The sequence below is a fragment of the Bacteroides sp. FSHCM14E1 genome (assembly GCF_019633785.1).
GTDB classification, from domain to species: Bacteria; Bacteroidota; Bacteroidia; order Bacteroidales; family Bacteroidaceae; genus Bacteroides; species Bacteroides hominis.
Map to the genome: position 1 here is coordinate 635,630 of NZ_JADKYL010000001.1, position 25,264 is coordinate 660,893.

Here is a 25,264-nt window from a genome sequence, read left to right on the forward strand (position 1 = left end):
CGTTACCTACAAAGTAACGGTCTATACACTTCTCTGATTACAAGCATAATACACTCTATTTTTCGTTTTTCAAACCGCATTCAGCACATACCGGATTATCTTCCTATTTGTCCGATCTACTTCCCTATCCCCGAAAGGCTTCAGGTAAGTTTCGGTCACCTTCACCGAGGAGTGTCCCAACGCACGGCTGATAACTCCTACGGGAGTCTCCTGATGAAAAGCGACCGTGGCCCACGTATGGCGGGCGGTGTATGAACTGAGCCTGCCTCCCAGTTTCAACTCCACCGAAACCCGTTCCAACTGCCGGTTCAGGTTACGCAGGGCACATTGATATTCCTGATAAGGAGTGGGATTTTTCTTTGTATGCCGCTTTCGGGTACGGGGTTGCCCCAGGATAGGCAGCAGATAGCTCGGATGGCAGTTCTCAGCCATCCTCCTGTTAATAATTTCCATCGCCTCATGCGGTACGGTAATGGTCACCTCCTGCCCCGTCTTGTGGCGGCAGTAGGTCAGCACTCCTTTATCGAGATTATTCCTGCGCAAGTGAGCCAGATCGACAAACGGGATTCCCCGAAGCATAAACATCAGCACAAACCAGTCGACGGCTTTCCCTGAAGCGTCTCCGTCCGGATGTCCTGCCATCCGGATCATCCGCCCCACTGTCCCCGGACTGACAGCACGTTTCACGTCGGAGCGCGTACCAGTGTATACCTTATCGAAAAGCCCGGTCACATATCCCGGGCGGCCTTTCATCCCCCTGTTGTAGCCCGCACGCAAGGCACGCATGTAAGTCGATACCGTGTTCCAGCTCAACCGTTTTCCCAGCAGCCAATGTTCATACTTGTCCAGAAACACCGGACTCACCTCTTCGAATCCGATCTCCTCTTTTCCTGCACTCTCCCTAAGCGTACGCAGCATATTATGGTAGATACGCCGGGCCGGTTCACGCCCCTCTTCTTTGAGCCTTTCGATCTCCGAAATCATAAATACTGTTAATGTTTCATTCATCTTATCCATTGTTTTTAGTTTACAAATCTCCTTTAGATATAAATTGTGTAAATAGCCGGATAACAGAATCTATATCTTTACAAAAAACATCTAAAGAGACTTTGCAGAACAATCCCCGGGACGATATGCTATACTCTTTTTGTATATCTTTGCCGATCCTAACGTCGTTTTAACAAACATTGGCATCCGCCATTCCATACAAACCTCAAAGTAAAATGAAAAAGAGCATTCAAGATCTGAAAGAGTCATTAAGAAAGAAGGAAGAGAAACAACAGCGACTGCGTGAAAAAGAAGAATCGATAGAAAAAGACATCCGTGTGCTGCGCTACCTGATAGTTAGGGAGGAACAAGCCGCCTCACCACAAGCCCCCCGGAAACGAAAAATCACCCGAAAACAGGTAGGCAGCTTTTTCAGCCGGATCGCCCTATTTTATGAAGACCTGCAACGACGCCTGAACCTCCGCATCACTTACCGCTGCTTCTGCCGCTGGCTCTGCACCCGCTACGAGTTTGAGTCACGCTATCGCGACCGCCACAAGCTGTCACCTTGCACGGTACTGGGATATTTTAAGAGAGAAAGGGGTGGATGAAGGGGAAGTAGCCTCTGCTCTTTAAAAGAGTAATGTGTTGTTGGGGAGTATATAAAAAAACGACCCGCCTATTTGAGCATTGTTACTTCTACACACGACGTATGAAAAGAGTTTATTTTTTAGGAAGGACATCAATATCTACTTTATCTTTCCCCTTTCCGGCCCATTGTCGACAATTTAAGCATCGAGTAAATGCATCTCCTACTTTTATTTTAGGACTATCCCAAGGATCTTTTCCTTTAACTATCGCTGGATATATGGTCGCTTGATTGATAAACCTAATGGCAGGCCCCATACGACTTATAGCTTTAGCCAATGCTTTAGGCTCAGCACAAGAATATGGAGTTCTAAATTTCTGATTTGTGTACTGATTAGTTACATTTTCAAAATTAGTACTAAACGGACTATTTTTAATTCTTCGTTCTGCCCAATGTGTAGCAGTATCTACATTAGTTGTTTCTGCATTTGCTCTATATTTATTGGATCTAACTTCTGCCTTACATGATAATTTAACAAACTGTAATATAGGATTATTACCTTTTCGTTGAACACTTTGCATAGACGCTATTAACTGAACCTGTGGATTTATACGATTATCCACCATATTCATAGTATGCGAAGTTCTTTTCACGCATGAACTATTATTCTGTTTTTGTATTTTTATTTGCTTTGCCTCCATAAATAATACGATTTTATTTTATAATTTCAGCATATCATTATTGTTTAGTCCATTGGTATTCGATATAAATATACAAAGAATTTTCAAAAGAAAAAATATTCATATAGAAAAAAACATCAATATACCCACCCTCCTATAGTTTATCCCTGCTTATCTTGCAGTTCACGAATCACTTCATCCACAACGTAAAGATCTCCATAAAGCCCGGTATCAGGATCATAAAAAGGTCCAAACCAATCATTTCCGGTAAAGAAGCATCATCCTCCTATCACCCACTCCCCAATATTCCGTTCTTCCTTCTCGAAGGCTACACCCACCTTCACTACTTTCCGCCCGTCCGCCTGATAGGGCAGCAGATATCCCTTTTCATCAATCTGCCTCAAGGCAGCCTCGGCGCTGTCGTTCAGCTTGAACTCAAACACGTAGATGTAGTCCGGTGTCTTCACCACCGCATCGGCACGCCCCCGGGCACTCCGGACCTCCGTCTCCGTAAACTGCCCCATAAGCTGGAAGACGAGGTAGAACACCGTCTGATAATGCCGCTCCGTGCGGTCGTTCAGGTCGTAGGGGATACCGGCAAAGAAGCAGCGCAGGCGCGTGAGGAAAGCGTCTACATCGCCGCTCTCCAACTCGCGGATGAACTTGCCAATATAGAACGAGGTGTCTGTCTGGGCTATAGGAGTGTAGAAGGGACTGACGAAGTTGAGGAAACCATATTTCACCTCCTCGTTGGGGAACCCCAGCGTGTACATCCGGAAGCGCTCGTCGTAGTCCTTAATCGTCAGATATCCGCTCTGATAAATCATGGGTATCGGATTGTTTATATCCGCGCGGTCGTCGCTCAGCGAAGCCTCATTCACCTCAATGCCCTCCATCTCCCTCAGGTCGAAATCGGTCTTCTGCAGCATCTCCACCAGGAAGGTGGGCGTGCCGCTCGCAAACCAGTAATTGCCATACGAACGCTTCTGCAAGGCACTCAACACGCTGAAGGGATTGTACATGGAGGTGAATTCCTCGTCTTTGGTGAACCGGTATCCGTCATATTGGCGAGTCAGCCGGTCCATCACCTGCCGGCAGGTCGCATTACTTTTCACTGCCAGGGCTTCCAATTCGGGAGGGAAGGTAGCTTCTATCTCCGCACGGGTCATGCCGCAGAGGGTGTTATAGTCGAGGTCGAAACTGATATCGTTCAGTTGGTTCAGATTACTGAAAATGCCTATTTGCGCGAATTTGGTCACTCCGGTGATGAAGACGAACTGCAACCAGGGGTCAGCACTTTTAAGCACGGTATAGAAAGCGGTCAGCGTCTCCCTGAAATCGTGTTGCAACTCCTGATTGTCGAACGAACGCAGCAAGGGTTTGTCATATTCGTCGATAAGCACCACCACGCGGCGCCCCGTCTGTTCGCAGGCGCGCCGGATGACGGTCATGAAACGTCCGGAGTGCGTAATGCCTTCCCCTCCCGTCCGGTATAACTCTTCCCACTGCCGCAACTGCCGCTCAAGTATATCGACCAGCCTCTCACGACTGTCATACTTCTCCGCATTGAGATCAAGATGCAGCACGGGATATTGCAGCCACTCTTTTTCCAATTTCTCGATAGCCAATCCGCGGAAGAGTTCCTTCTTACCTTGAAAGTACGCCTCGAAAGAAGAAAGCAACAGGCTTTTGCCAAAGCGGCGGGGACGGCTCAGGAAACAGGGATTGCCCGCTTGAGCCAGTCGGTAAATCAATGCGGTCTTATCTACATAAAGGAAATTTTCGGAGCGCAGTTTCTCAAAACTCTGTATCCCTATCGGGAGTTTTCTAAGCGGGGCATTAATCAGTGTATCCATGGGGCATTGAAGTTAGTCTTTTGCAAATGTACACAATTATTTTTTAGATTCTCACACGTGGTTACAAGAATGTTAGGGATGCAACAATTGTCCCTTCTTTATTATCCTTATACCCATGAATACAAAGATAACATTTTCTTTTGTATTTTACGTGTTGTATATTAAAATTCAACAATCCACTTTTCAATGTTGCGGGTTTTGGCACTGAAGTTTACACCAATCTTAAAAAGTTTACGGCTGTCTGCCGCAAAAGGTTGCGCATAATGTTTCTCGTTGATCTGGCGGAGAGCTTCTTCAGCGGTACCATCCAGTTTGAATTCCATCACATAAATAAATTTATCTGTTTGCAAAACGAGATCGATGCGCCCTTCACTTGTGCGATATTCCACATTGGTATAGAACCCCATTAACTTGAAGACAACGAAAAGCACATTCTGGTAATGGAGTTCCTGCTCGCGAATTATCTCGTAAGTGGTATCCGCAAAGAAACTTTGCAAACGGCGGAAGAAAGAGTCATAGTCTCCGGCGCGAATCTCACGGACAAACTTCTGAACTTCAAACGGAGCTTCTACCTTATCGGTATTCGCATAGTAGGGAAGCAGGAATTTCATGAACCCCTCCTCCACTTCACGGTTCGGGAATCCCAAACGGTAAATTCCAAATTCACGGTCATACCCCTTAATGGTAAGGTAACCGCTTTGATAAATCACAGGAATAGGATTGGTAGAGGAAGAGTCGATGCTGTTCAATACATCCGCATCGGTTTCCACATGTGCCATTTTATGAAGATCATAGTGATGCATCTGCAACAGTTCTACCAAATAGGTAGGAGTACCCGTTTCAAACCAATAATTTCCAAATTTCATTTTATAGAACGTATTCAGCAGGCTGAAAGGATTGTAAATGCCGATCGAATCTTCCACAAAATGATACCCGTCATAGCATTCCTTCAATTCACGGCACACCTCTTCATAATCCATCCTCTGCCTGTCGGCAAGTTCGTACAATTCTTGCTCCAGATTAGTCCGTATTTCCTCTTCAGTGATGCCGCACAATGCCACGTAACGTTCGTCCATCGACAAATCAATCAGATTGTTCAAAGCACTGAGCACACTCACTTTACCAAACTTGGTGACACCGGTCAGAAAAGCAAACCGGATGTATCCATCCATTGTTTTGATGGCTCCATAAAAGGCTTGCAACGTCTTGCGAAACTCCTTTTGCAATTCTTCATCCCCGATGGATTGCAGCATAGGCTTATCATATTCGTCGACCAGAATGACTACACGATGCCCCGCCTGCTTGCAAGCACGCTCTATGACACCGGCAAAGCGCAGAGACAAAGAGCGCTCCGAAGGTTCAGCTCCATAGAGTTTCTCCCATGCCACAATTGCTTTCTCCAATATATCCTCAAGACTTTGCAGTGAGTCATATTTCTCTATATTCAAATCCAGATGCAATATCGGGTGTTTTATCCATTCTTTCTCGAGCTTTTCCATCGCCAGCCCTTCAAAGAGCTCCTTTTTTCCCTGAAAATAGGCTTCGAGGGTAGAAACAAGCAAACTTTTTCCAAAGCGACGGGGACGACTCAGAAAATAATAACTCCCGGTCTTTACCATTTGATAAACCAATGCTGTTTTATCAATATAGAAAAGGCCCTCTTTACGGATTTTCTCAAAATTCTGTATCCCGATAGGATAGATTTTATTGCTCATATTCTTTTATTCCGGATAAATAACAGACAAACTTAAATTAACAAAGATAACATTTTCTTTTGTATTTTACGTGTTGTGTCTTAAAAGAATGGTTTTGGGTTCACCACAGATTACACGGATTCTCACAGATTAATAATTTATTTCACTGAGAGTTAAAATTAAAATATCTGTGTTAATCTGTGTAATCTGTGGTGAGCCCCAAATACAATCAAGTCAGTGCTGCAATACCGGTTCCTATCAGGTTGGCATTGCTCATGTTATTGATATGAACTTCCACATCTTCCAGTTGGAGTTCGCGAAGAAGTTCCTGCAATTTCTCCATCACAAGAATGTTGTAACTTTTATCTTTCCGGCTCTCACTCCAGAAGAGGCTTCCTTCGGCTATCAGACAAATCCGATGAATATCTTTGTTGTATGATTTCAGCAATGCGATCAGTCCGGCAAGGGACGCGGCAACCAGTTGGGCCGATCTGCTATAGATCCAACGGGCCACCTGCACATAGATATCTTTGTGGATATCCGGATAGTTCATGATGGCAGTCAACTTCCGGGCGTCGAACTTTTCTTCAAATTCATCCAACGGAAAGGCCGCTTTCAAGATATCCCCTAAATACATGCCGGACACCGCTTTCTCAAAACGCTGTTTGCCCATGCTGTCGGACATTGCATCCACCGTATCATCCACCGCTGTCAAGAATGGCGGATGAAAGTTGCCCGACTCCAGATTGACAGGAATCAAACCCTCTACGCTGTATGCCGGATCCAGTTTCTTTATCTTGTCAGCGGGAATAAAAGTGGCCATATTCGTACCGGTCCCGACAATCAGGCCGATATAGGCGTCGTAACTCTTGTCGGTAAGCCCGGCAAACAAACTGGCGATCGTGTCATTCAGAACTTTGATGCCTGTAAACTTTATTTTATTCTTTTCATTCAGATAGTCGAGTAAAGGTTTCCCCACAAACTGCCCGACCATTTTCCGGATATCCACTCCTTTGGTCCAACGAAGCAGCTTTGCATCTCCTCCGGGCACTGATTCGGCGGGATAAGAAAAACAATAGCCAATAGGCATTTCCTCTTCCCGTTTTATCTCCACAATCAGATCGGCCAGTTCTTTGAACAGTTCTTCGCGCGTATAGCCGGGCGACTTCATGACTGACATGTCTTTCTTCCAGCCATTGTTCGGGTAGATGACCGGCTTTTCTTGCGTGAAATCGACAATCGCCACCCGGTAGTTGGTACCTCCCAGATCGAGGACTAAGGCCTTTCCTTTGACATCGGCCGCCTTGGGCAGAATAAAGGTAGGAATACATTGTATCTCTGCATTTTTTTTACTTAATCCTTCTTCCACTTTCTCCCGGAATGCATAGGCAATCCCTTTGAGTTGTTCGTTGTCCAGTTTGAAAATATTCTTTTCCATGGTATTGGTTTTATGTATGGATGATTTTTATTTCTGTAAATAACAACTGAGAAGGTTTTTTGCTCAAAACCGGGATAAAAACGATTTCACCACAGAGGACACAGAGTCTCACAGAGTTTTTTTAGACAGATGAACAAAAGAACAGATGATTCTTTATTGGTTCATCTGTTCTTTCGTCTGAAAACAAATAGAGCGCAGCTAATTAATCTCTGTGTCCTCTGTGTCCTCTGTGGTGAAAGAACAGAACAAAACCCATGCAAGCATTCAGTTCCGTTACATAGTAAAAAAGTCTTTCTCGATAAGCAGAGAATATGCTACTTTGCCACGTAAACAAAAACAACAAGAATGAAAGACTTAAATTTTGACTGGCTGCTGAGTGGAAGCTGCCTGCTGTCGGACGTGGCGATGGCGTATTTTACAACTTGTATTTATCCCCGCTCGGCGGGCAGACAGATGCGTGAGCAGATAGAACGATATCCGGACTTGCATGCCGAACTACTGGAAGCAGGATACAGACGCTCCAATACACTGCTGACACCCCGGCAAATCTGTATCGTGATACAGCATTGGGGAATGCCCGACACGGTGTACCAATGGCTACGCGAACATCCGGAGGATCGGGTCCAAAAACTGTTCGCCGATCGCAAATTCGACTGATATATGTTAATATATCTTTTTGCTTATTATTTATTTATGTGCAGGTCTGCCTGTTGGCGGCTTCCGGAACATCCTCCGTAAACAACTGACGGACAACGGACTACAAGTCTGAAAGCATGTTGGTGTCCGTGTTGGTGATTTGGAGGCTCTGAATGACGGCAACAGAGGGTCTGAAAGGGTGAAAACAAGGCTCGGTTTCACCCCGGCAGAGTGTGCGTAGGACGGCAATAGGGATCACCGTACACTTTTGCACCAATCTGCACCAATCTTTTGCATCCTTGCCCTTCTATGCGTAGCTTTGTCATGCCGTTCGGGAAAGGACGGCACATTCAATAACCTTTAAAACGAAATTCCATGAACGCACCGACCGAGACAATTCTGAAAAAAGGATATATCCTGATTCCCAAATCCATGATCGAAGATTTCTTCAAAACCGGATCGCAAACCGAGGGCTACCTGGAAGCATGGATACAGGTATTGACGCGGGTCAACTACTCCGATACGGAGGTTTGTGTACAAGGCAACCGGATCGTTTGCCGGCGGGGTGAAACCGTATATACCTACAAACAGTGGGAAAAGACACTGGGATGGAGCCGATACCGCACCCGCCACTTCTTCGAAACGTTGTTCAAATCCGGAATCATGGAGGTGGTAGAGAATCCCGCCGGAATCACCCTGCTCCGGGTAACAGACTATGACCTCTGGACCGGACATAAAAAAGCCGCCACCACCCGGGACAGCCATGCGACGGAAGGCTTTGCCGGCTTCTGGGATCTTTATCACCGGGTCACCCAAAAAGATAAGATAAACATAGCCCGTGCCCGGAAAGAATGGAAAAAACTGACGGTAACGGAAAAGAAACTGGCACTGGAAAACATCGAGGAGTATTACACCCACCAAAAGGACATACGCTTCTGTAAACAGGCAGCCACATATTTGGAAGATAAGGCGTTTCTGAACGAATACGAATTTTAGAAGTCACCACGGATTACACGGATTAACACAGATTACAAAGTTATTCTGTTGATATTTAAAATTAAAAATCTGTGAAAATCCGTGTAATCTGTGGTGAACTATACCCAAAACCATATACCATCCAAACATTATGTTACAACCCCAAGCACCCGAACTCGAGGAAACCATCCTCGGAGCCTGCCTGATTGAAAAAGAAGGCATGGCACTGATTGACGAACTGCTGAAACCGGAAATGTTCTATGTCACCCGTCATCAATTGATTTACGCCGCATTGCAGGCGATGTTCCACGCCGGTACGAACATCGACATCCTCACCGCCACCGAGGAGCTTCGCAAACGTGGAAAGCTGGACGATGCCGGAGGGCCGTTCTACATCACCCAACTGAGTAGCCGGGTGGCAAGTTCGGCACACCTGGAATATCACGCACGCATCGTTCACCAAAAGTACATCCGAAGGGAAATGATCGTGGGATTCAGCAAACTGCTGACACTCTCCGGCGACGAAACCATCGACCTGACAGACACGTTAGTGGATGGACACAACCTGCTGGACAGGCTGGAAGGGGCATGTGGGCACAACAGGCAGTTGCGCGATATGGACACGCTGATGCAGGCAACCCTGACCGAAGCGGAAGGACGCATGCAGAAAAATAAGGACGGAGTGACCGGAATCCCCACCGGACTGGCCGAACTGGACAAGATGACAGGAGGATGGCAAAACAGCGATCTGATCACCATCGCTGCCCGTCCGGCAGTGGGAAAAACCGCCTTTGCACTCCATCTGGCAAAAGCTGCGGCAGCGGCCGGACACCACACGGTGGTGTACAGCCTCGAGATGCAAGCCGAGCGGTTGGGCGACCGCTGGCTCCTGTCGGCAGGAGAAATGGACCCATACCTCTGGCGAAGCGGAAAGCTATCACAGGAAACATGGCTACAGGCCCGGCAAACGGCCGGAGAACTGGCAAGGCTCCCCATCTGCGTAGACGATAACCCGGATATGAGCATGGACCGTGTACGCTCGAGCGCCCGGTTGCTGCAAAGCAAAGGGAAGTGTGACTTTATCATCATAGACTACCTGCAACTGTGTGACATGCGCACCGAACAAACCAACCGGAACCGGGAACAAGAGGTGGCGCAGGCGAGCCGTAAAGCAAAATTGCTGGCCAAAGAGCTGCACATCCCGGTCATCTTGCTAAGCCAACTCAACCGTGGCTCCGAAAACAGGGCGTACGGACGTCTGGAATTAGCCGACCTGCGTGAGAGTGGAGCCATCGAACAGGATTCCGACCTGGTGCTCCTCCTCTATCGTCCGGCACTGGCACATCTGGCAACAGACAAACAAAGCGGATATCCGACGGAGGGACTGGGAGTAGCCATCATCGCCAAACACCGCAACGGGGAAACGGGAAACGTATACTTCGGACACAACAAGAGCATGACAAAAATCGGCGACTACGTTCCGCCCATGGAATGGATAAAAAAGAATGCCAGATAGAGGCTCCGTTTTCTTAACCTACACATCGTTATTTTCATCATTTTACTTGACTTTACCTGTTTGATTTCGTATCTTTACGTAGTGATTGAGACAAGAAATTTATTAACCTAAACCTTAACTTTTTATTGTATGGAAGTATCAGTGGAGCGCTATCAGCGCAAGAAGTATGTCAATCAGGAGAACTCTCCCATGTTGTATTACATCCGCCAAAAAGCGGGAACAGCCAAAGTTATGGATATCGATGCACTGGCGGAAGATATCCAGACCAATTGCGCCCTGACAACGGGCGATGTGAAACACACCATAGAGGCGCTGGTGGAACAGCTGCGAAAGGTGCTGACGCAGGGAAACAAAGTGAAAATAGAAGGACTGGGAACCTTCCACATGACGCTGACCTGCCTGCCGGGCGAAACCGAGAAGGAGTGCACGGTGAAGAATATCAAGCGGGTGAACGTGCGGTTCATACCCGATAAGGCAATGAAGCTGGTGAACGCCAGCCGGAGCATGACCCGAAGCCCGAACAACGTGACGTTTGCCATGGCTTCGGCAGGCGTTCCGGAAGGCGGAGGAAGCGGAGACGGGGGCATTGTGGACGACCCGACGGCATAAATCCGCACCACAGATTACTCAGATTTACACAGATTTAAATTTTAAGTTCGATTACAGAGAAAATAAATCTTTATCTGTGATAATCTGTGAAATCTGTGGTGAAACAACGAAACTTAATACAGCAAAAACAATGAAGAAAATACAAAAAATACTGGAATGCCTACTGGCATTCCTGATGTTTCTCCGCGGGGGGAACACCGAAAAATAGAACCGGAACTATGAGAGAAATCAATCTGATTGTTATTCACTGCTCCGCAACCAGAGAAGACCGCTGCTTCACGGAGCATGACCTGGAGGAGTGTCACCGAAGACGGGGATTCGAAGGAGCGGGCTATCACTTCTACATACGCAAGGACGGGAAGATCATCACTACCCGACCGGTGGAACGGGCCGGGGCACATGCCAAGGGATTCAACGCACACTCCATAGGCATCTGCTACGAAGGAGGGCTGGACTGCAACGGACGACCCAAAGACACCCGGACAGAATGGCAAAAACATTCAATGCGGGTACTGGTGAGAGTATTGCTGAAGGAGTATCCCGGAAGCAGGGTATGCGGACACAGGGATCTGAGTCCGGACCTGAACGGAAACGGAGAGATAGAACCCGAAGAGTGGATCAAGGCATGCCCGTGCTTTGAGGTGAAAGAGGAAAGCTTTTAAATTCACCACAAACTTCACCACAGAGTACACGGAGTACACAGAGTTTTATTGCTAATGAACGGAGCTCACCACAGATTACACAGATTAACACAGATTTATCTATTTCTCAATCTGTGATAATCCGTGTAATCTGTGGTGAAAAACATTAAAACTCTGTGTGACTCTGTGGTGAAGTTTGTGGAATCAGCATGGCACTGACCCGGTAAACGGTAAACAAAAAAAGGAAGCTGAATCAAATGATTCAACTTCCTTTTTCTTTGAGCGGAAAACGAGACTCGAACTCGCGACCCTAACCTTGGCAAGGTTATGCTCTACCAACTGAGCTATTTCCGCAATGTAGTGCCCAGAACAGGACTCGAACCTGCATGCCTCTCGACACACGCACCTGAAACGTGCGCGTCTACCAATTCCGCCACCTGGGCATTGACTAATCAGGAATCTGCTGTTTAAATGGAGAGGAACAGATAACCGACGTTCTTGTTGAGCGGAAAACGAGACTCGAACTCGCGACCCTAACCTTGGCAAGGTTATGCTCTACCAACTGAGCTATTTCCGCAAAACAACTTTAATAAAGAATGTGAAGAGAAGGAGACTCGAACTCCCACGACAGTAATGTCACTACCCCCTCAAAGTAGCGCGTCTACCAATTCCGCCACCTCTCCAATCTCGATTAAAGCTTTGAACTATTCTCACCTTTTGTGCCCAGAACAGGACTCGAACCTGCATGCCTCTCGACACACGCACCTGAAACGTGCGCGTCTACCAATTCCGCCACCTGGGCAAAAGGTTTCCAACATTTCAAAGAGAGCGGAAAACGAGACTCGAACTCGCGACCCTAACCTTGGCAAGGTTATGCTCTACCAACTGAGCTATTTCCGCATTTGCAACCGTTGTTTCTCGATTGCGGTTGCAAAGGTAGGCATTTTCTTGATATCTGCAAGCATTCGGGATACTTTTTTCTCAGAAAAATGTGCATTTTGTTTTTGCCAAACGACAAATGTTTTGATTATCAACTCATTCTATTGCGATAATCTTCATAGGAAAATTGCTTGAAGATTTCAGCATTTCCACTCGCCGTCCACAAAGCGATGGCAGGATGGTGGATCCCGTTGAACATATTTGTTTTTACCATCGTATAATGTATCATATCTTCAAAAACAATACGTTCGCCGATCTGCAATTCATGATCGAAACTCCAGGAACCCATATAGTCTCCGCTCAGGCAGGAATTACCTCCGAGCCGATAGACAAACGGTCCCTCCTCTCCCATCACCGCCCCGCGAACGGCCGGTTGATAAGGCATTTCCAGACAGTCGGGCATGTGACAGGTAAAGCTGACGTTAAGAATGGCGGTACGGATACCACGGCTCTCGACAATATCTACCACCTCGGAAGTCAGTACCCCGGTTTGCCAAGTGAAAGCCGAACCGGGCTCAAGGATGATGCGCAAATGCGGATAACGTTTCTTTAAGCCCTGCAACAAGCCTATGAGGTGCCCGGTATCATAATCTTTACGGGTCATCAGATGTCCGCCTCCCAGGTTGAGCCACTTTATCTGAGAGAACCACGGGGAGAACTTCTCTTCAAGATGTTGCAAAGTACGCTCGAGTTCGAACGAAGATGATTCACAATGGCAATGGCAATGAAAACCCTCGATCCCCTGCGGCAACTGTTCGGGCAGCAGATCGGCAGTGATGCCGAAACGGGTGCCGGGAGCGCACGGATTATAGAGTTCGGTCTCCACTTCGGAATATTCGGGATTGATGCGAATGCCGCAAGAAATGTCACTGCCTCCGGCCACGGTCATCGGGTAGAACCGGTGGAACTGCGCCATGGAATTGAACGTGATATGACTGCTGCAACGCATGATTTCCGGAAAGTCGGCTTCGGTATAAGCCGGAGAATAAGTGTGTGCCTTACTGCCGAACTCTTCGAGTGCCAGGCGCGCCTCGTAGACGGAGCTTGCCGTGGAATGTCCGATATATTCCCTGAAAATAGGGAATGAACGCCACATGGCAAAAGACTTGAAAGCAAGGATGATTTCAACTCCGGCCCGGTCGGCCACACTCTTTATCAGACTGAGGTTCTTTCTCAGCAATTCTTCCTCCATGATATAGCACGGAGAGGGAAATTGGGTAAAATCTATCATAGTCAACTACAAGGTTCACCACAGAGGACACAGAGGACACGGAGTTTTTATTTTCCAGGTTTATAGAAAGATCTTAAATTCTTCCTCTGTGAACTCTGTGTTACTCTGTGGTGAATAATTATTCTATTACTTTAAATCTCGCAAAACGCAGCAGCAACTGTTTATCGCCCGCATTACGAAAATGGATCGTTGCTTTGGCATTGTCGCCCGAACCTTCGACACGAATCACCTGGCCTATGCCGAAACGCTCGTGTTCAATGGTCTGCCCTGGTTGTACACCTGTAATGCCGGCTCCGGGAGCTGCCGATGGGGATACCGTGGTACCGCTCACCCTCTTCAAGTTACGGGGGACGGTCGGGGCAATGATCTGCTCCTTCGGACGTTCACGCTGCGGACGGTCGGCAGACGGACGGCGGGAGTATCCCTCCTCCATTTCGCGGCGGAAACGGCCGGCTCCTTCGTCAACGCTACGACCTAAAGCTGCCTCCTGCGGAAGTTGCAGGAAGCGGGTGTCGATATCCCTCAGGAACCGACTGGGACTGCCGAACTCCATCTTTCCGTAACGGAAACGGGTTTTGGCAAACGAGAGGAAACAGTGTTCCTCGGCACGGGTGATGGCGACGTAGAACAGGCGGCGTTCTTCTTCCATCGCGCGCGGTGAATCGCCCGCCATGCCACTGGGGAAGAGATTCTCTTCCAACCCTACCACAAATACATTGCGGAACTCCAGCCCTTTGGCAGAATGCACCGTCATCAAAGTCACCTTCTCGCCATCTCCCTCCTTATCGGAATCCTGATCGGTGAGCAGGGATACTTCGGAGAGAAAGTCGATCAGTGAAACATTTGTGTTCCCCTCTTCCTGACGCATGGCACAGAAATCATTCATACCGTTCACCAGTTCCTCGATGTTCTCTTTGCGGCTCAGGTTTTCGGGCGAATTGTCCTGACAGACGTCATTGATAATGCCGGATCGGCGGATGATTGCCGTACCTATTTCATAGGCATTCTTCTCCGCCACCTCGGTCATGAACTGTTCGATCAGTTCACGAAAGCCTTGCAACTTGGTGTGTGTATTTTTATTAATAGTAAGTCCGTAAGTGATGGGTTCGCACAGCACAGTCCACAGGCTGACATTGTTGTCGGTGGCGGCTTTGATAATCTTCCCCACCGTAGTATCACCGATGCCGCGTGCCGGATAATTGATAATCCGCTTGAACGCCTCTTCGTCGTTGGGATTGACCACCAGACGGAAATAAGCTATGATGTCTTTTATTTCCTTACGCTGATAGAAAGAGAGGCCGCCGTAAATCTTATAAGGCATGCTCCGCTTACGCAAGGCCTCCTCGAAGACACGGCTCTGGGCATTGGTGCGGTAAAGGATCGCAAAATCAGAATAGCCATAATCGTGTTCGCGACGCAGCTGGGCGATTTTATTGGTCACGATATCGCCCTCTTCCACATCGCTGTAGGCTTGGAATACACCGATGGCTTCCCCCCGTTCTTTCTCGGAGAAAACCTCTTTGGGGATCTGCCGCTCGTTCTTTTCGATCAGGCTGTTGGCTGCACGGACGATGGTCTGGGTAGAACGGTAATTCTGCTCAAGCTTGAAGACTTTTGTGTCGGGATATATCTTGGTGAAATACAAAATATTGTCGATGTCGGCTCCCCGGAAAGAGTAGATGCTCTGCGCATCGTCACCCACCACACAAACACGCTGATTCTCCTTAGTGAGCTGCAACACAATGCTGTGCTGCGCATAGTTGGTGTCTTGATACTCGTCGACAAGCACATAACGGAACTGCTCACGATAGCGCGCCAGCACTTCGGGAAAATCGCGGAAAAGAATATAGGTATAGACCAGCAAATCATCGAAATCCATTGCTCCGGCTTGCCGGCAACGCTCCCAGTAACGGCTGTAAATGTCGCGTATGGCAGGCATCTTGGCCGCAGCATCTGCCTCGTAAGCCTCCTTGTTGGCAGCATAGCCCGAAGGAGACACCAAATGGTTCTTGGCATTGGAAATGCGAGCCTGTACACTGCCGGGTTTATAGGTCTTTTCATCAAGCCCCATCTCCTTGATGATGGAACGGAGCAGGCTCTTGCTGTCCGCCGAGTCGTAGATGGTGAACTGTGACGTAAACCCGATGTGGGATGCCTCGGCACGAAGAATACGGGAGAACACCGAATGGAATGTACCCATCCAGAGATACCGTGCACGCTGTTCGCCCACCTGCCGGGCAATGCGCTCTTTCATCTCACGGGCGGCTTTGTTGGTAAAAGTCAGTGCCAGGATGTTCCAGGGATTGTAACCGTTCTCGAGCAGATAGGCTATCTTATAAGTAAGTACGCGTGTCTTTCCAGAACCGGCACCGGCAATGACCAGTGAAGGACCATCACCGTAGAGCACCGCTGCACGCTGGCTTTCATTAAGTTCTTCGATATAGTCGGGCATAAAATTTATCTGTTAAATCTCTATTCACTGGCAAAGATAGAGGAAAGTTTGGACAACTCCGAACATTTAGGCCCTATATCCCGTTATATATTTATAGAAATGAAATAAAAGATTTGAATTTATGAATACATTATTAATGTCTTTAATATTTACAACCATGACTTACGAAATGCCTAAACTTCCGTACGCAAACAATGCGCTGGAACCTGTAATCAGTCAGCAGACCATTGATTACCATTATGGTAAACATCTTCAAACATATGTAAACAATCTCAATAGCCTCGTTCCGGGCACCGAATTTGAAGGAAAAACAGTAGAAGCCATCGTAGCTTCGGCTCCCGACGGAGCCATCTTCAACAATGCCGGACAGGTGCTGAACCACACACTCTACTTCCTGCAATTCGCACCGAAACCGGCGAAAAACGAACCGGAAGGTAAGTTGGGAGAAGCCATCAAACGCGACTTTGGAAGCTTTGAGAACTTCAAGAAAGAATTTAATGCGGCTGCCGTAGGATTGTTCGGTTCGGGATGGGCCTGGCTGTCTGTGGACAAAAACGGGAAACTGCATATCACCAAAGAAGCCAATGGAAGCAACCCGGTGCGTGCCGGACTAAAACCGCTACTGGGATTCGATGTGTGGGAACACGCTTATTATCTCGACTATCAGAACCGGCGGGCCGACCACGTAAATAAACTGTGGGAGATCATCGACTGGGATGTAGTGGAAAAACGACTGTAATTCAGAAGTATTCACCACAGAGGACGCAGAGGACACAGAGTTTCAAATTCGGGAAAAGAACGAATTTGACTCTGGTGTCCTCTGCGTCTTTTGTTTCCTCTGCACCACTCTCTGCCTACTCCGTGGTGAAATAATCCCTGATTTACTTTTTTCTTATCTCCTTTTTCACTTACTTTGCTCCCGTAAAGACAAAGGGGTGCCACCCGGTGGCTGAGATCATACCCTAAGAACCTGATGCAGTTAGTACTGCCGAAGGGATTGTGTATTTCTTCTTATCGTTTCTCTCCGCATGCACTCTCTTTGTATTTACTTTCATTTATCTATAAATACATATACGAATATGAAAGTACAAGTGAACAACAAAGAAGTGGAAACTACCGCAAGCACCATCACCGGGCTTGCCACGCAATTGCAACTTCCCGAAAACGGCATTGCCATCGCTGTGAACAACCAAATGATCCCACGTCCGCAATGGGACGAATTCAGCCTGCACGAGAATGACAACCTGATTGTGATTAAAGCAGCCTGTGGAGGATAAATCATGCTGAGCCTGCAATTTATCACTCACCAGACCGGGAAATACTCTTATTTCGAATCGGCATGTATGGCCCTCGAAGGAGGATGCAAATGGATACAGCTGCGCATGAAAGAGGCATCTCCGGAAGAGGTGGAAACAGTAGCCCGGCAGCTGAAACCTCTTTGCAAGACACACGGGGCCATCCTGATTCTTGACGATCATGTGGAACTCGCCCAAAAACTGGAAGTGGACGGAGTACATCTGGGCAAAAAAGACATGCCTGTCAGCGAAGCCAGAAAAATCCTGGGCGAAGCATTCATCATCGGAGGTACAGCCAATACTTTTGAAGACGTGAAAATGCACTTCAGCGCCGGTGCCGACTATCTGGGCATCGGCCCGTTCCGGTTTACTACAACCAAGAAGAACCTCAGCCCCGTACTGGGGCTCGAAGGATATACCTCTATTTTATCGCAAATGGATGAATGCGGCATCCGGATTCCGGTAGTCGCCATCGGAGGCATCGTAACGGAAGATATCCCTGCCATCATGAAAACAGGCGTAAACGGCATCGCCCTCTCAGGAGCCATCCTGCAAGCGCCGGACCCGGTAGAAGAAACAAGAAGGATTCTAAACATATAAGGAAATGAATCGAACTCACCACAGATTACACGGATTTTCACAGATTCTTTAATTTAACTCTCAGTAAAATAAATTATTAATCTGTGAAAATCCGTGTAATCTGTGGTGAGCTCAAAACAAAATCAGAAATGGAAAAGCTAATTATTGCGGGACGTGAATTCAACTCCCGCCTCTTCCTGGGAACAGGAAAGTTCAACTCAAACGAATTGATGGAACAATCGATACTGGCCTCGGGCACCGAAATGGTAACAGTGGCCATGAAACGTATCGACATGGAGAATTCGGAAGACGACATGCTGAAACATATCGTGCATCCACACATCCAACTGCTGCCCAATACCTCGGGAGTGCGCAATGCGGAAGAAGCGGTGTTTGCCGGACAAATGGCACGCGAAGCCTTCGGGACCAACTGGCTGAAGCTGGAGATACACCCGGATCCGCGCTATCTGCTGCCCGACTCGGTAGAGACTCTGAAAGCAACCGAACGACTCGTGAAACTCGGATTTGTGGTACTGCCTTATTGCCAGGCCGACCCGGTGCTCTGCAAACAACTGGAAGAGGCGGGAGCGGCCACAGTGATGCCGTTGGGAGCACCGATCGGAACCAACAAAGGTTTGCAGACCAAAGAATTCATCCACATCATTATCGAACAGGCGGGTATCCCGGTAATAGTGGATGCCGGAATCGGTGCGCCGAGCCATGCGGCAGAAGCGATGGAGATGGGAGCATCGGCGTGTCTGGTAAATACTGCCATTGCCGTAGCCGGCAACCCGGTAGAAATGGCAAAGGCCTTCAAGCAGGCAGTCGAAGCAGGACGAATGGCCTATGAAGCAGGACTCGGCATGCAGACTACCGGATTGGTGGCAGAAGCAAGTTCACCGCTGACGGCATTTTTAAACGAATAAAAAAACAGTCCCACCTCTAATAACGAATTTATGGAACAAAGAATAAAATTCCCCCGCTCCGAGAAAGTGTACCTGTCCGGAAAGCTTTTCCCCGAAATCCGCGTAGGTATGCGGAGAGTAGAGCAAGTGCCCAGCACCACTTTCGAAGGAGAGAAGAAAATCATAACTCCCAACCCACACGTATATATCTATGATACAAGCGGACCTTTCAGTGACCCGGACATAGAGATTGACCTGAAAAAAGGTCTCCCCCGGCTGCGGGAAGAATGGATACTGAAAAGGGGGGATGTAGAGCAACTTCCGGAGATCAGTTCGGAATACGGACGGATGCGGCGGGACGACAAAAGCCTCGACCCTCTCCGCTTTGAGCACATCGCACTGCCCTACCGGGCCAAATCCGGGAAACATATCACCCAAATGGCATATGCCAAACAAGGTATCATCACTCCGGAAATGGAATATGTGGCTATCCGCGAAAACATGAACTGTGAGGAACTGGGTATCGATACTCACATTACTCCTGAATTTGTACGCCGGGAGATAGCCGAAGGACGGGCGGTTCTGCCTGCCAACATCAATCATCCCGAAGCCGAACCGATGATTATCGGCCGTAACTTTCTGGTAAAGATCAATACCAACATCGGTAACTCCGCAACCACGTCGAGCATCGACGAAGAGGTGGAGAAAGCGATGTGGAGCTGTAAATGGGGAGGTGACACGCTGATGGATCTTTCAACGGGAGAAAACATACACGAAACACGGGAATGGATCATACGCAACTGCCCGGTTCCGGTGGGTACGGTACCCATCTATCAGGCACTGGAAAAGGTAAACGGCAAAGTAGAGGACCTGTCCTGGGAACTGTATCGCGACACACTGATAGAACAGTGCGAGCAGGGAGTGGACTACTTCACCATTCATGCGGGAATCCGCCGGCACAATGTGCACCTGGCGGAAAAGAGGCTTTGCGGAATCGTATCCCGCGGCGGGAGCATCATGAGTAAATGGTGCCTGGTGCACGACCGCGAGAGTTTCCTTTACGAACACTTTGACGACATCTGTGATATTCTGGCACAATATGACGTAGCGGTATCATTGGGAGACGGTTTGCGACCGGGTTCCACCCACGATGCCAATGACGAGGCACAGTTTGCCGAACTTGATACCATGGGCGAACTGGTGGTGCGCGCCTGGGAAAAGAACGTACAAGCCTTCATCGAAGGGCCCGGACACGTGCCGATGCACAAAATCCGCGAGAACATGGAACGCCAGATCGAGAAGTGCCACAATGCCCCGTTCTATACACTCGGCCCGTTAGTGACGGATATTGCACCGGGATACGACCACATCACCTCTGCAATCGGTGCGGCACAAATAGGCTGGCTCGGAACAGCTATGCTCTGCTACGTGACGCCCAAGGAGCACCTGGCATTGCCCGATAAAGAAGATGTACGCGTCGGAGTGATCACCTATAAGATTGCCGCCCATGCAGCCGACCTGGCCAAGGGGCATCCGGGAGCCCAGGTACGGGACAATGCGTTGAGCAAAGCACGCTATGAATTCCGCTGGAAAGACCAGTTCGACTTGTCACTCGACCCGGAACGCGCATTCTCTTATTTCCATGCCGGACGACACACGGACGGAGAATATTGCACCATGTGCGGACCGAACTTCTGCGCAATGCGACTGAGCCGGGATTTGAAGAAAACTAAAAAACAAGAGTAAGACCAACTGTCATGGAAAGAACCGACGAATACCGGAAAGCATTGGACGTACCCATCTCCGAACTATCCATAGACCGGATCATTGAGGAGATCCGCCGGCAGCCGGAGAACTTTGAGGCCCTCTATCATCTGACGACAGACGAGAAGCTATTGGTCTCCTGGCGGGCACTGTGGGTATGCGATAAACTTTGCAGGCAATACCCCGATTGGTTCGCCCCGCTCCGGGAAGAACTGACCGGAAGGCTGGTGACCTGCAAACACGATGGTTCCAAGCGCCTGCTTCTCTCCATACTCTACCATGCTCCCGCCGAAGAAATCCCATCGGTTGAATTGCTTAACTTCTGTCTGGATTGCATGCTGTCTCGCCACGAAAGCATAGGCGTGCAATCCTTAGCCGTCCGAATGGCCTACCACCTGTGCAAGCACGAACCCGAACTGCTCAACGAACTGCGGACCATACTGGAAAGCACAGATACGGAACTGTATTCGACCGCTGTAAAAACAACTGTGCGGAACACATTGAAGAAAATAAATCAGAAGAATAAAAAGAAAAAATAAAATGTTTTCAGATGAATTAGAAAAGATTTCCTGGGAAGAGACGACTAAAATCATCTATTCCAAAACCGACGCCGATGTGCGCCGCGCATTGTCAAAGGAACATTGCGATGTAAACGATTTTATGGCATTGATTTCGCCGGCTGCCGCCCCCTATCTGGAGACTATGGCGCGTCTCAGCCGGAAATATACGCTGGAACGCTTCGGAAAGACAATTTCGATGTTCGTTCCACTCTATATTACAAATTCTTGTACAAACTCGTGTGTATACTGTGGCTTTAACCACAATAATCCGATGAAACGGACCATCCTTACGGAAGAGGAAATGGTAAACGAGTACAAAGCGATCAAGAAACTGGCTCCGTTCGAAAATCTGCTGTTAGTAACAGGCGAAAATCCTGCCAAAGCAGGAGTAGATTACATTGAACGGGCCCTCCTGCTGGCAAAGCCTTATTTCTCTAATCTGCAAATTGAGGTAATGCCACTTAAAGCAGAAGAATATGAACGGCTTACGTATGCCGGACTGAATGGAGTCATCTGCTTTCAGGAGACTTACAACAAAGCCAATTATAAGGTGTATCATCCCCGTGGCATGAAATCGAAATTTGAGTGGCGTGTCAATGGTTTTGACCGTATGGGACAAGCAGGTGTACACAAAATAGGTATGGGGGTACTGATCGGTCTGGAAGAATGGCGCACGGATGTCACAATGATGGCCTACCATCTGCGCTATCTGCAAAAGCACTACTGGAAAACGAAATATAGCGTCAACTTCCCCCGGATGCGTCCCTCGGAGAACGGAGGTTTCCAACCTAATGTTGTGATGAACGACCGGGAACTGGCACAGGTGACTTTTGCCATGCGTATCTTCGACCACGATGTGGATATCTCCTACTCTACCCGCGAAAGCGCAGAGTTCCGTAACCACATGGCTACGCTCGGGGTGACTACCATGAGCGCCGAAAGTAAAACGGAACCGGGAGGCTACTTTACCTATCCGCAGGCACTGGAGCAGTTTCATGTCAGCGACGAACGGAAAGCCGTGGAAGTGGATGCCGCACTGCGTTCACTGGGGCGGATACCCGTTTACAAAGACTGGGACACGGCACTGACCCTGACTCAATGCTAACGATCAAGACGAATCATGGAAAGATACAACAGGCAAATCATGCTTCCGGAAATAGGAGAAGCAGGACAAGCAAAACTCAAAGCTGCCAAAGTATTGATTGTGGGCGTAGGAGGACTGGGTTCTCCCATCGCCCTCTATCTGGTGGGTGCAGGAGTAGGTACCATCGGACTGGTGGATAACGATGAAGTAAGCCTCAGCAATCTGCAAAGGCAGGTGCTCTATACGGAAGAAGAGGTAGGAGACCTGAAAGCGATTTGCGCTTCGCTGCGGCTCAGTGCCCTGAACCGGGAAATAGAGGTAAATGCCTGTCCGGGACGGCTCAGCAAAGACAATGCCCGTGAATTGATAAGGCAGTACGACATCGTAGTGGACGGATGCGATAACTTTATCACCCGATATCTGATAAATGACGTCTGTGTAGAGTTGGGAAAACCCTATGTATACGGTGCCATCTGTGGTTTCGAGGGACAGGTTTCTGTCTTTAACTACGGGAGCGGGGCACAACGGAAAACATACCGTGACCTCTATCCGGATGAAGAAGAGATGTTGCGTATGCCTCCTCCTCCCAAAGGGGTAGTCGGAGTAACACCGGCAGTGACGGGCAGTGTGGAAGCAACCGAAGTCCTGAAGATTATCTGCGGATTCGGCGAGGTTCTGGCAGGCAAACTATGGACAATTGACTTACGGACATTGCAATCTAACATATTTTCACTATAAAGGTTGGTTTCTGAGTAAGTTAATTACTAACTTTGCTAAACTTAACAGTTTAACAACAGAAATGAAACTTATCGTAGTAACGACGCCTACTTTCTTTGTAGAAGAAGATAAGATTATCACTGCTCTCTTTGAAGAGGGATTGGATATTCTGCATCTCAGGAAACCGGAAACGCCGGCTATGTATTCGGAACGCTTGCTCACACTGATTCCGGAAAAATATCATAAACGCATTGTCACCCATGAACACTTCTACCTGAAAGAAGAATTCAACCTGATGGGAATTCACCTGAATGCCCGCAACCCGAAAGAGCCGCATGACTACTCCGGGCATATCAGTTGTTCCTGCCACTCGGTGGAGGAAGTGAAAAACAAAAAACACTTTTACGACTATGTGTTTATGAGCCCGATTTACGACAGTATCTCAAAAGAAGGATATAACTCGCCTTACACGGCTGAAGAATTGCGTCAGGCAGGTAAAGACAAAATCATCGATGGCAAAGTAATGGCTTTGGGAGGCATCACGCCGGAGAATATACTGGAAGTAAAGGATTTCGGATTCGGAGGTGCAGTGGTTTTAGGAGACTTGTGGGGTAAATTCGATGCCTGTTCCGACAGAGATTATCTGGCAGTGATAGAACACTTCAAGAAACTGAAAAAGATGGCGGACTGAGCCAAAGAATAACGGACTAAATAAAATAGGGTGACTTCCTTATGAAGGGAAGCCACCCTATTTCGTTGAAACCTATTTGATTAAAATTCGTAATGGAATCCGAATGTTAAGTCTTCGCTACTTGCGCTAAAGCCGAATCCGCTGTTATTCATATAGTCGTCCTTATAACCCAAGAAACCACATTTGGCAACCAAACTGAAATGTTGGTTCAGTTTTATGGCAATACCCGGTTTCAGACCGATCTCAAAACCGTTTATTGCATCTCCGCCATCTTTCACCTTAGTGGTAGCAAAGCCAAACCCACCATCGATAAACAGACGTACAATCTTGTTCTCGTAATAAGAAAAGCGTGCATAAGGAGCAATAGCAAAAGAATTAATCGTTTTATGACTTATATAATCATGGTTAAACTGGAGTTCAACGCCCAGTGCCCATTGTTCACTCAGGTTGTATCCGATTTCCGGAGCGAGCTTGAAAGAAGTAGTATTAGCGTCATCATTACGCCACAAACCTACGGTACCTCCCATGTAAATGTCCTGAGCTTTGACAGATAAAGTTGCAATAGCAACAAATAAAAACAATACAATCTTTTTCATCTTCTTAGTAGTTTTAATTAAATGTACCTATTTTGAAAACAAACAAAAGAATTATTTCACTTTTGTTTCGGGGCGCAAAAGTATAGTATATTCATTAATTAAACAACTATTTCCGCCATTATTCGCTGAGTGAATATAAAAGAAAAGCCGCTTGTAATTGATTTACAGCGGCTTCTCTATTTTAATATTTATCGGTTTCTCAGAACTTATAACCTACACTGATCGAAACATTCAGATTTTTACCATTTACGTCGTCCATTACATCGACAAATCCGAACTGGCCGTCAAGCCCTGCGATGATCTTGCCAAACTCCGCGGCCACACCGATACCCAAACCTACATCGCCACGTTTCAGCAGACCGTCGTCGCCAAAGGTATCAACTTCCAAACGTCCTTTACCTAAATCGACTTTAGAATTACCCCCGATACCGCAAGCAAAATAAGGACCGGCACTCAACACAATATTGGTATTATCGGCCACTTTGAAACGCGCCGCAGCCATAACCGGCAGTTCCAGATAAACAGCATTCACACTCAGTTCATCCTTCTTGACACCTTTGGAAGATACGAACAAAGAGGGTTGCAAAGACCAGATTTCATTAAATCCATACTCCATACCACCGCCTATTTTGAATCCTACTTTGGCATTCATGTCAAAATCACCGGTATAATTACTGATATTCATTCCCACCTTGGCATTCCAGCTCACTTGAGAAAAGCCCACAACCGAAACAAGGGCAAACAATACAAACACAAGATTTCTTTTCATAATTCTGTAATTTTAGTTTGTTAAAAATATAATAAGTAAGGTTTCATAAGATAAAGGAAAT

24 protein-coding genes, 6 tRNA genes and 1 riboswitch are annotated in these 25,264 nt (G+C 47.6%); of the genes, 15 read left to right on the forward strand and 15 right to left on the reverse strand.

Annotated elements, in window-relative coordinates; all coding sequences use genetic code 11:
- Positions 1-69: 69 nt before the first annotated feature.
- A complete protein-coding gene (locus ISX59_RS02705; RefSeq protein WP_080594274.1) occupies positions 70-1,017 on the reverse strand; it encodes a Tsr25 family tyrosine-type DNA invertase in 948 nt (315 codons plus the stop codon).
- A 206-nt stretch (positions 1,018-1,223) separates the two neighbouring features.
- Here ISX59_RS02705 and ISX59_RS02710 point away from each other — a divergent pair, with 206 nt between their 5' ends.
- Entirely contained in the window at positions 1,224-1,598 is a 375-nt protein-coding gene (locus tag ISX59_RS02710; protein WP_005806391.1) for a hypothetical protein, read from the forward strand.
- Positions 1,599-1,710: 112 nt separating this feature from the next.
- On the opposite strand, the gene ISX59_RS02715 is transcribed toward ISX59_RS02710, so the two are convergent.
- From ISX59_RS02715 to ISX59_RS02730, 4 genes are all read right to left on the reverse strand, one after another.
- Positions 1,711-2,277 (reverse strand): hypothetical protein, encoded by a 567-nt coding sequence (locus ISX59_RS02715; RefSeq protein ID WP_032539245.1) that lies wholly within the window; start codon positions 2,275-2,277, stop codon positions 1,711-1,713.
- 257 nt (positions 2,278-2,534) lie between these two features.
- Positions 2,535-4,112: an ATP-binding protein gene (locus ISX59_RS02720; protein WP_220575645.1), complete on the reverse strand. Its 1,578-nt coding sequence runs from the start codon at positions 4,110-4,112 to the stop codon at positions 2,535-2,537.
- 161 nt (positions 4,113-4,273) lie between these two features.
- Positions 4,274-5,827: an ATP-binding protein gene (locus ISX59_RS02725; RefSeq protein WP_220575646.1), complete on the reverse strand. Its 1,554-nt coding sequence runs from the start codon at positions 5,825-5,827 to the stop codon at positions 4,274-4,276.
- A 208-nt stretch (positions 5,828-6,035) separates the two neighbouring features.
- Positions 6,036-7,244, reverse strand: a complete 1,209-nt coding sequence (locus ISX59_RS02730; protein WP_005778023.1) for a hexokinase — start codon at positions 7,242-7,244, stop codon at positions 6,036-6,038.
- A 345-nt stretch (positions 7,245-7,589) separates the two neighbouring features.
- Here ISX59_RS02730 and ISX59_RS02735 point away from each other — a divergent pair, with 345 nt between their 5' ends.
- The 5 genes from ISX59_RS02735 (at position 7,590) to ISX59_RS02755 (ending at position 11,642) form a co-directional block, all read left to right on the forward strand.
- Positions 7,590-7,901 (forward strand): DUF4248 domain-containing protein, encoded by a 312-nt coding sequence (locus ISX59_RS02735; RefSeq protein ID WP_032539242.1) that lies wholly within the window; start codon positions 7,590-7,592, stop codon positions 7,899-7,901.
- 354 nt (positions 7,902-8,255) lie between these two features.
- Positions 8,256-8,876, forward strand: a complete 621-nt coding sequence (locus ISX59_RS02740) for a hypothetical protein (protein WP_032539241.1) — start codon at positions 8,256-8,258, stop codon at positions 8,874-8,876.
- A 130-nt stretch (positions 8,877-9,006) separates the two neighbouring features.
- Positions 9,007-10,371 (forward strand): replicative DNA helicase, encoded by a 1,365-nt coding sequence (gene dnaB / locus ISX59_RS02745; RefSeq protein ID WP_005806404.1) that lies wholly within the window; start codon positions 9,007-9,009, stop codon positions 10,369-10,371.
- A 129-nt stretch (positions 10,372-10,500) separates the two neighbouring features.
- The gene (locus ISX59_RS02750) at positions 10,501-10,980 is read left to right on the forward strand and encodes an HU family DNA-binding protein (protein WP_032539240.1); all 480 of its coding nucleotides are present in this window, start codon (positions 10,501-10,503) and stop codon (positions 10,978-10,980) included.
- 218 nt (positions 10,981-11,198) lie between these two features.
- Positions 11,199-11,642 carry an N-acetylmuramoyl-L-alanine amidase gene (locus ISX59_RS02755; RefSeq protein WP_032539239.1) on the forward strand — a complete coding sequence of 148 codons (444 nt, stop codon included), beginning with the start codon at positions 11,199-11,201 and terminating at the stop codon, positions 11,640-11,642.
- 260 nt (positions 11,643-11,902) lie between these two features.
- Here the strand turns inward: ISX59_RS02755 and ISX59_RS02760 are convergent.
- The 8 genes from ISX59_RS02760 to ISX59_RS02795 all read right to left on the reverse strand — a co-directional run bounded on the left by ISX59_RS02760 (position 11,903) and on the right by ISX59_RS02795 (position 16,243).
- Positions 11,903-11,975 (reverse strand) — tRNA-Gly (locus tag ISX59_RS02760).
- Positions 11,976-11,982: 7 nt separating this feature from the next.
- Positions 11,983-12,064, reverse strand: a tRNA-Leu gene (locus ISX59_RS02765).
- Between the two features lie 61 nt (positions 12,065-12,125).
- Positions 12,126-12,198, reverse strand: a tRNA-Gly gene (locus ISX59_RS02770).
- Between the two features lie 22 nt (positions 12,199-12,220).
- Positions 12,221-12,304, reverse strand: a tRNA-Leu gene (locus tag ISX59_RS02775).
- Positions 12,305-12,341: 37 nt separating this feature from the next.
- Positions 12,342-12,423: transfer RNA gene (locus ISX59_RS02780), tRNA-Leu, on the reverse strand.
- Positions 12,424-12,448: 25 nt separating this feature from the next.
- Positions 12,449-12,521, reverse strand: a tRNA-Gly gene (locus ISX59_RS02785).
- A 130-nt stretch (positions 12,522-12,651) separates the two neighbouring features.
- Entirely contained in the window at positions 12,652-13,791 is a 1,140-nt protein-coding gene (nspC, locus tag ISX59_RS02790; RefSeq protein WP_032537980.1) for a carboxynorspermidine decarboxylase, read from the reverse strand.
- 118 nt (positions 13,792-13,909) lie between these two features.
- On the reverse strand, positions 13,910-16,243 hold the full coding sequence (locus ISX59_RS02795; protein WP_220575647.1) for an ATP-dependent helicase: 2,334 nt from the start codon (positions 16,241-16,243) through the stop codon (positions 13,910-13,912).
- Between the two features lie 121 nt (positions 16,244-16,364).
- On the opposite strand from ISX59_RS02795, the gene ISX59_RS02800 reads away from it, so the two are divergent.
- From ISX59_RS02800 to ISX59_RS02840, 9 genes are all read left to right on the forward strand, one after another.
- Complete coding sequence (locus ISX59_RS02800; protein WP_005778049.1) at positions 16,365-16,982, forward strand: superoxide dismutase; 618 nt, start codon at positions 16,365-16,367, stop codon at positions 16,980-16,982.
- A 182-nt stretch (positions 16,983-17,164) separates the two neighbouring features.
- Positions 17,165-17,257, forward strand: a riboswitch (TPP riboswitch).
- A gap of 65 nt (positions 17,258-17,322) precedes the next feature.
- Entirely contained in the window at positions 17,323-17,520 is a 198-nt protein-coding gene (thiS, locus tag ISX59_RS02805; RefSeq protein ID WP_032530986.1) for a sulfur carrier protein ThiS, read from the forward strand.
- A gap of 3 nt (positions 17,521-17,523) precedes the next feature.
- On the forward strand, positions 17,524-18,138 hold the full coding sequence (locus ISX59_RS02810; RefSeq protein ID WP_022012389.1) for a thiamine phosphate synthase: 615 nt from the start codon (positions 17,524-17,526) through the stop codon (positions 18,136-18,138).
- 128 nt (positions 18,139-18,266) lie between these two features.
- Entirely contained in the window at positions 18,267-19,043 is a 777-nt protein-coding gene (locus tag ISX59_RS02815) for a thiazole synthase (RefSeq protein WP_005806419.1), read from the forward strand.
- A gap of 30 nt (positions 19,044-19,073) precedes the next feature.
- A complete protein-coding gene (thiC, locus tag ISX59_RS02820; protein ID WP_032530984.1) occupies positions 19,074-20,768 on the forward strand; it encodes a phosphomethylpyrimidine synthase ThiC in 1,695 nt (564 codons plus the stop codon).
- A gap of 11 nt (positions 20,769-20,779) precedes the next feature.
- Positions 20,780-21,325, forward strand: coding sequence for a hypothetical protein (locus ISX59_RS02825; RefSeq protein ID WP_005778058.1), 546 nt, complete (start codon positions 20,780-20,782; stop codon positions 21,323-21,325).
- 1 nt (position 21,326) lies between these two features.
- Positions 21,327-22,451: a 2-iminoacetate synthase ThiH gene (thiH, locus tag ISX59_RS02830; protein WP_005806424.1), complete on the forward strand. Its 1,125-nt coding sequence runs from the start codon at positions 21,327-21,329 to the stop codon at positions 22,449-22,451.
- 15 nt (positions 22,452-22,466) lie between these two features.
- Positions 22,467-23,168, forward strand: coding sequence for a HesA/MoeB/ThiF family protein (locus tag ISX59_RS02835; protein ID WP_032539238.1), 702 nt, complete (start codon positions 22,467-22,469; stop codon positions 23,166-23,168).
- A gap of 61 nt (positions 23,169-23,229) precedes the next feature.
- The gene (locus ISX59_RS02840; RefSeq protein ID WP_005778065.1) at positions 23,230-23,838 is read left to right on the forward strand and encodes a thiamine phosphate synthase; all 609 of its coding nucleotides are present in this window, start codon (positions 23,230-23,232) and stop codon (positions 23,836-23,838) included.
- 80 nt (positions 23,839-23,918) lie between these two features.
- Here the strand turns inward: ISX59_RS02840 and ISX59_RS02845 are convergent, their stop codons facing one another.
- Both ISX59_RS02845 and ISX59_RS02850 read right to left on the reverse strand, forming a co-directional pair.
- Positions 23,919-24,434 carry an outer membrane beta-barrel protein gene (locus tag ISX59_RS02845; protein ID WP_005778068.1) on the reverse strand — a complete coding sequence of 172 codons (516 nt, stop codon included), beginning with the start codon at positions 24,432-24,434 and terminating at the stop codon, positions 23,919-23,921.
- Between the two features lie 199 nt (positions 24,435-24,633).
- Entirely contained in the window at positions 24,634-25,203 is a 570-nt protein-coding gene (locus ISX59_RS02850; protein WP_022012391.1) for a porin family protein, read from the reverse strand.
- Positions 25,204-25,264: the final 61 nt, after the last annotated feature.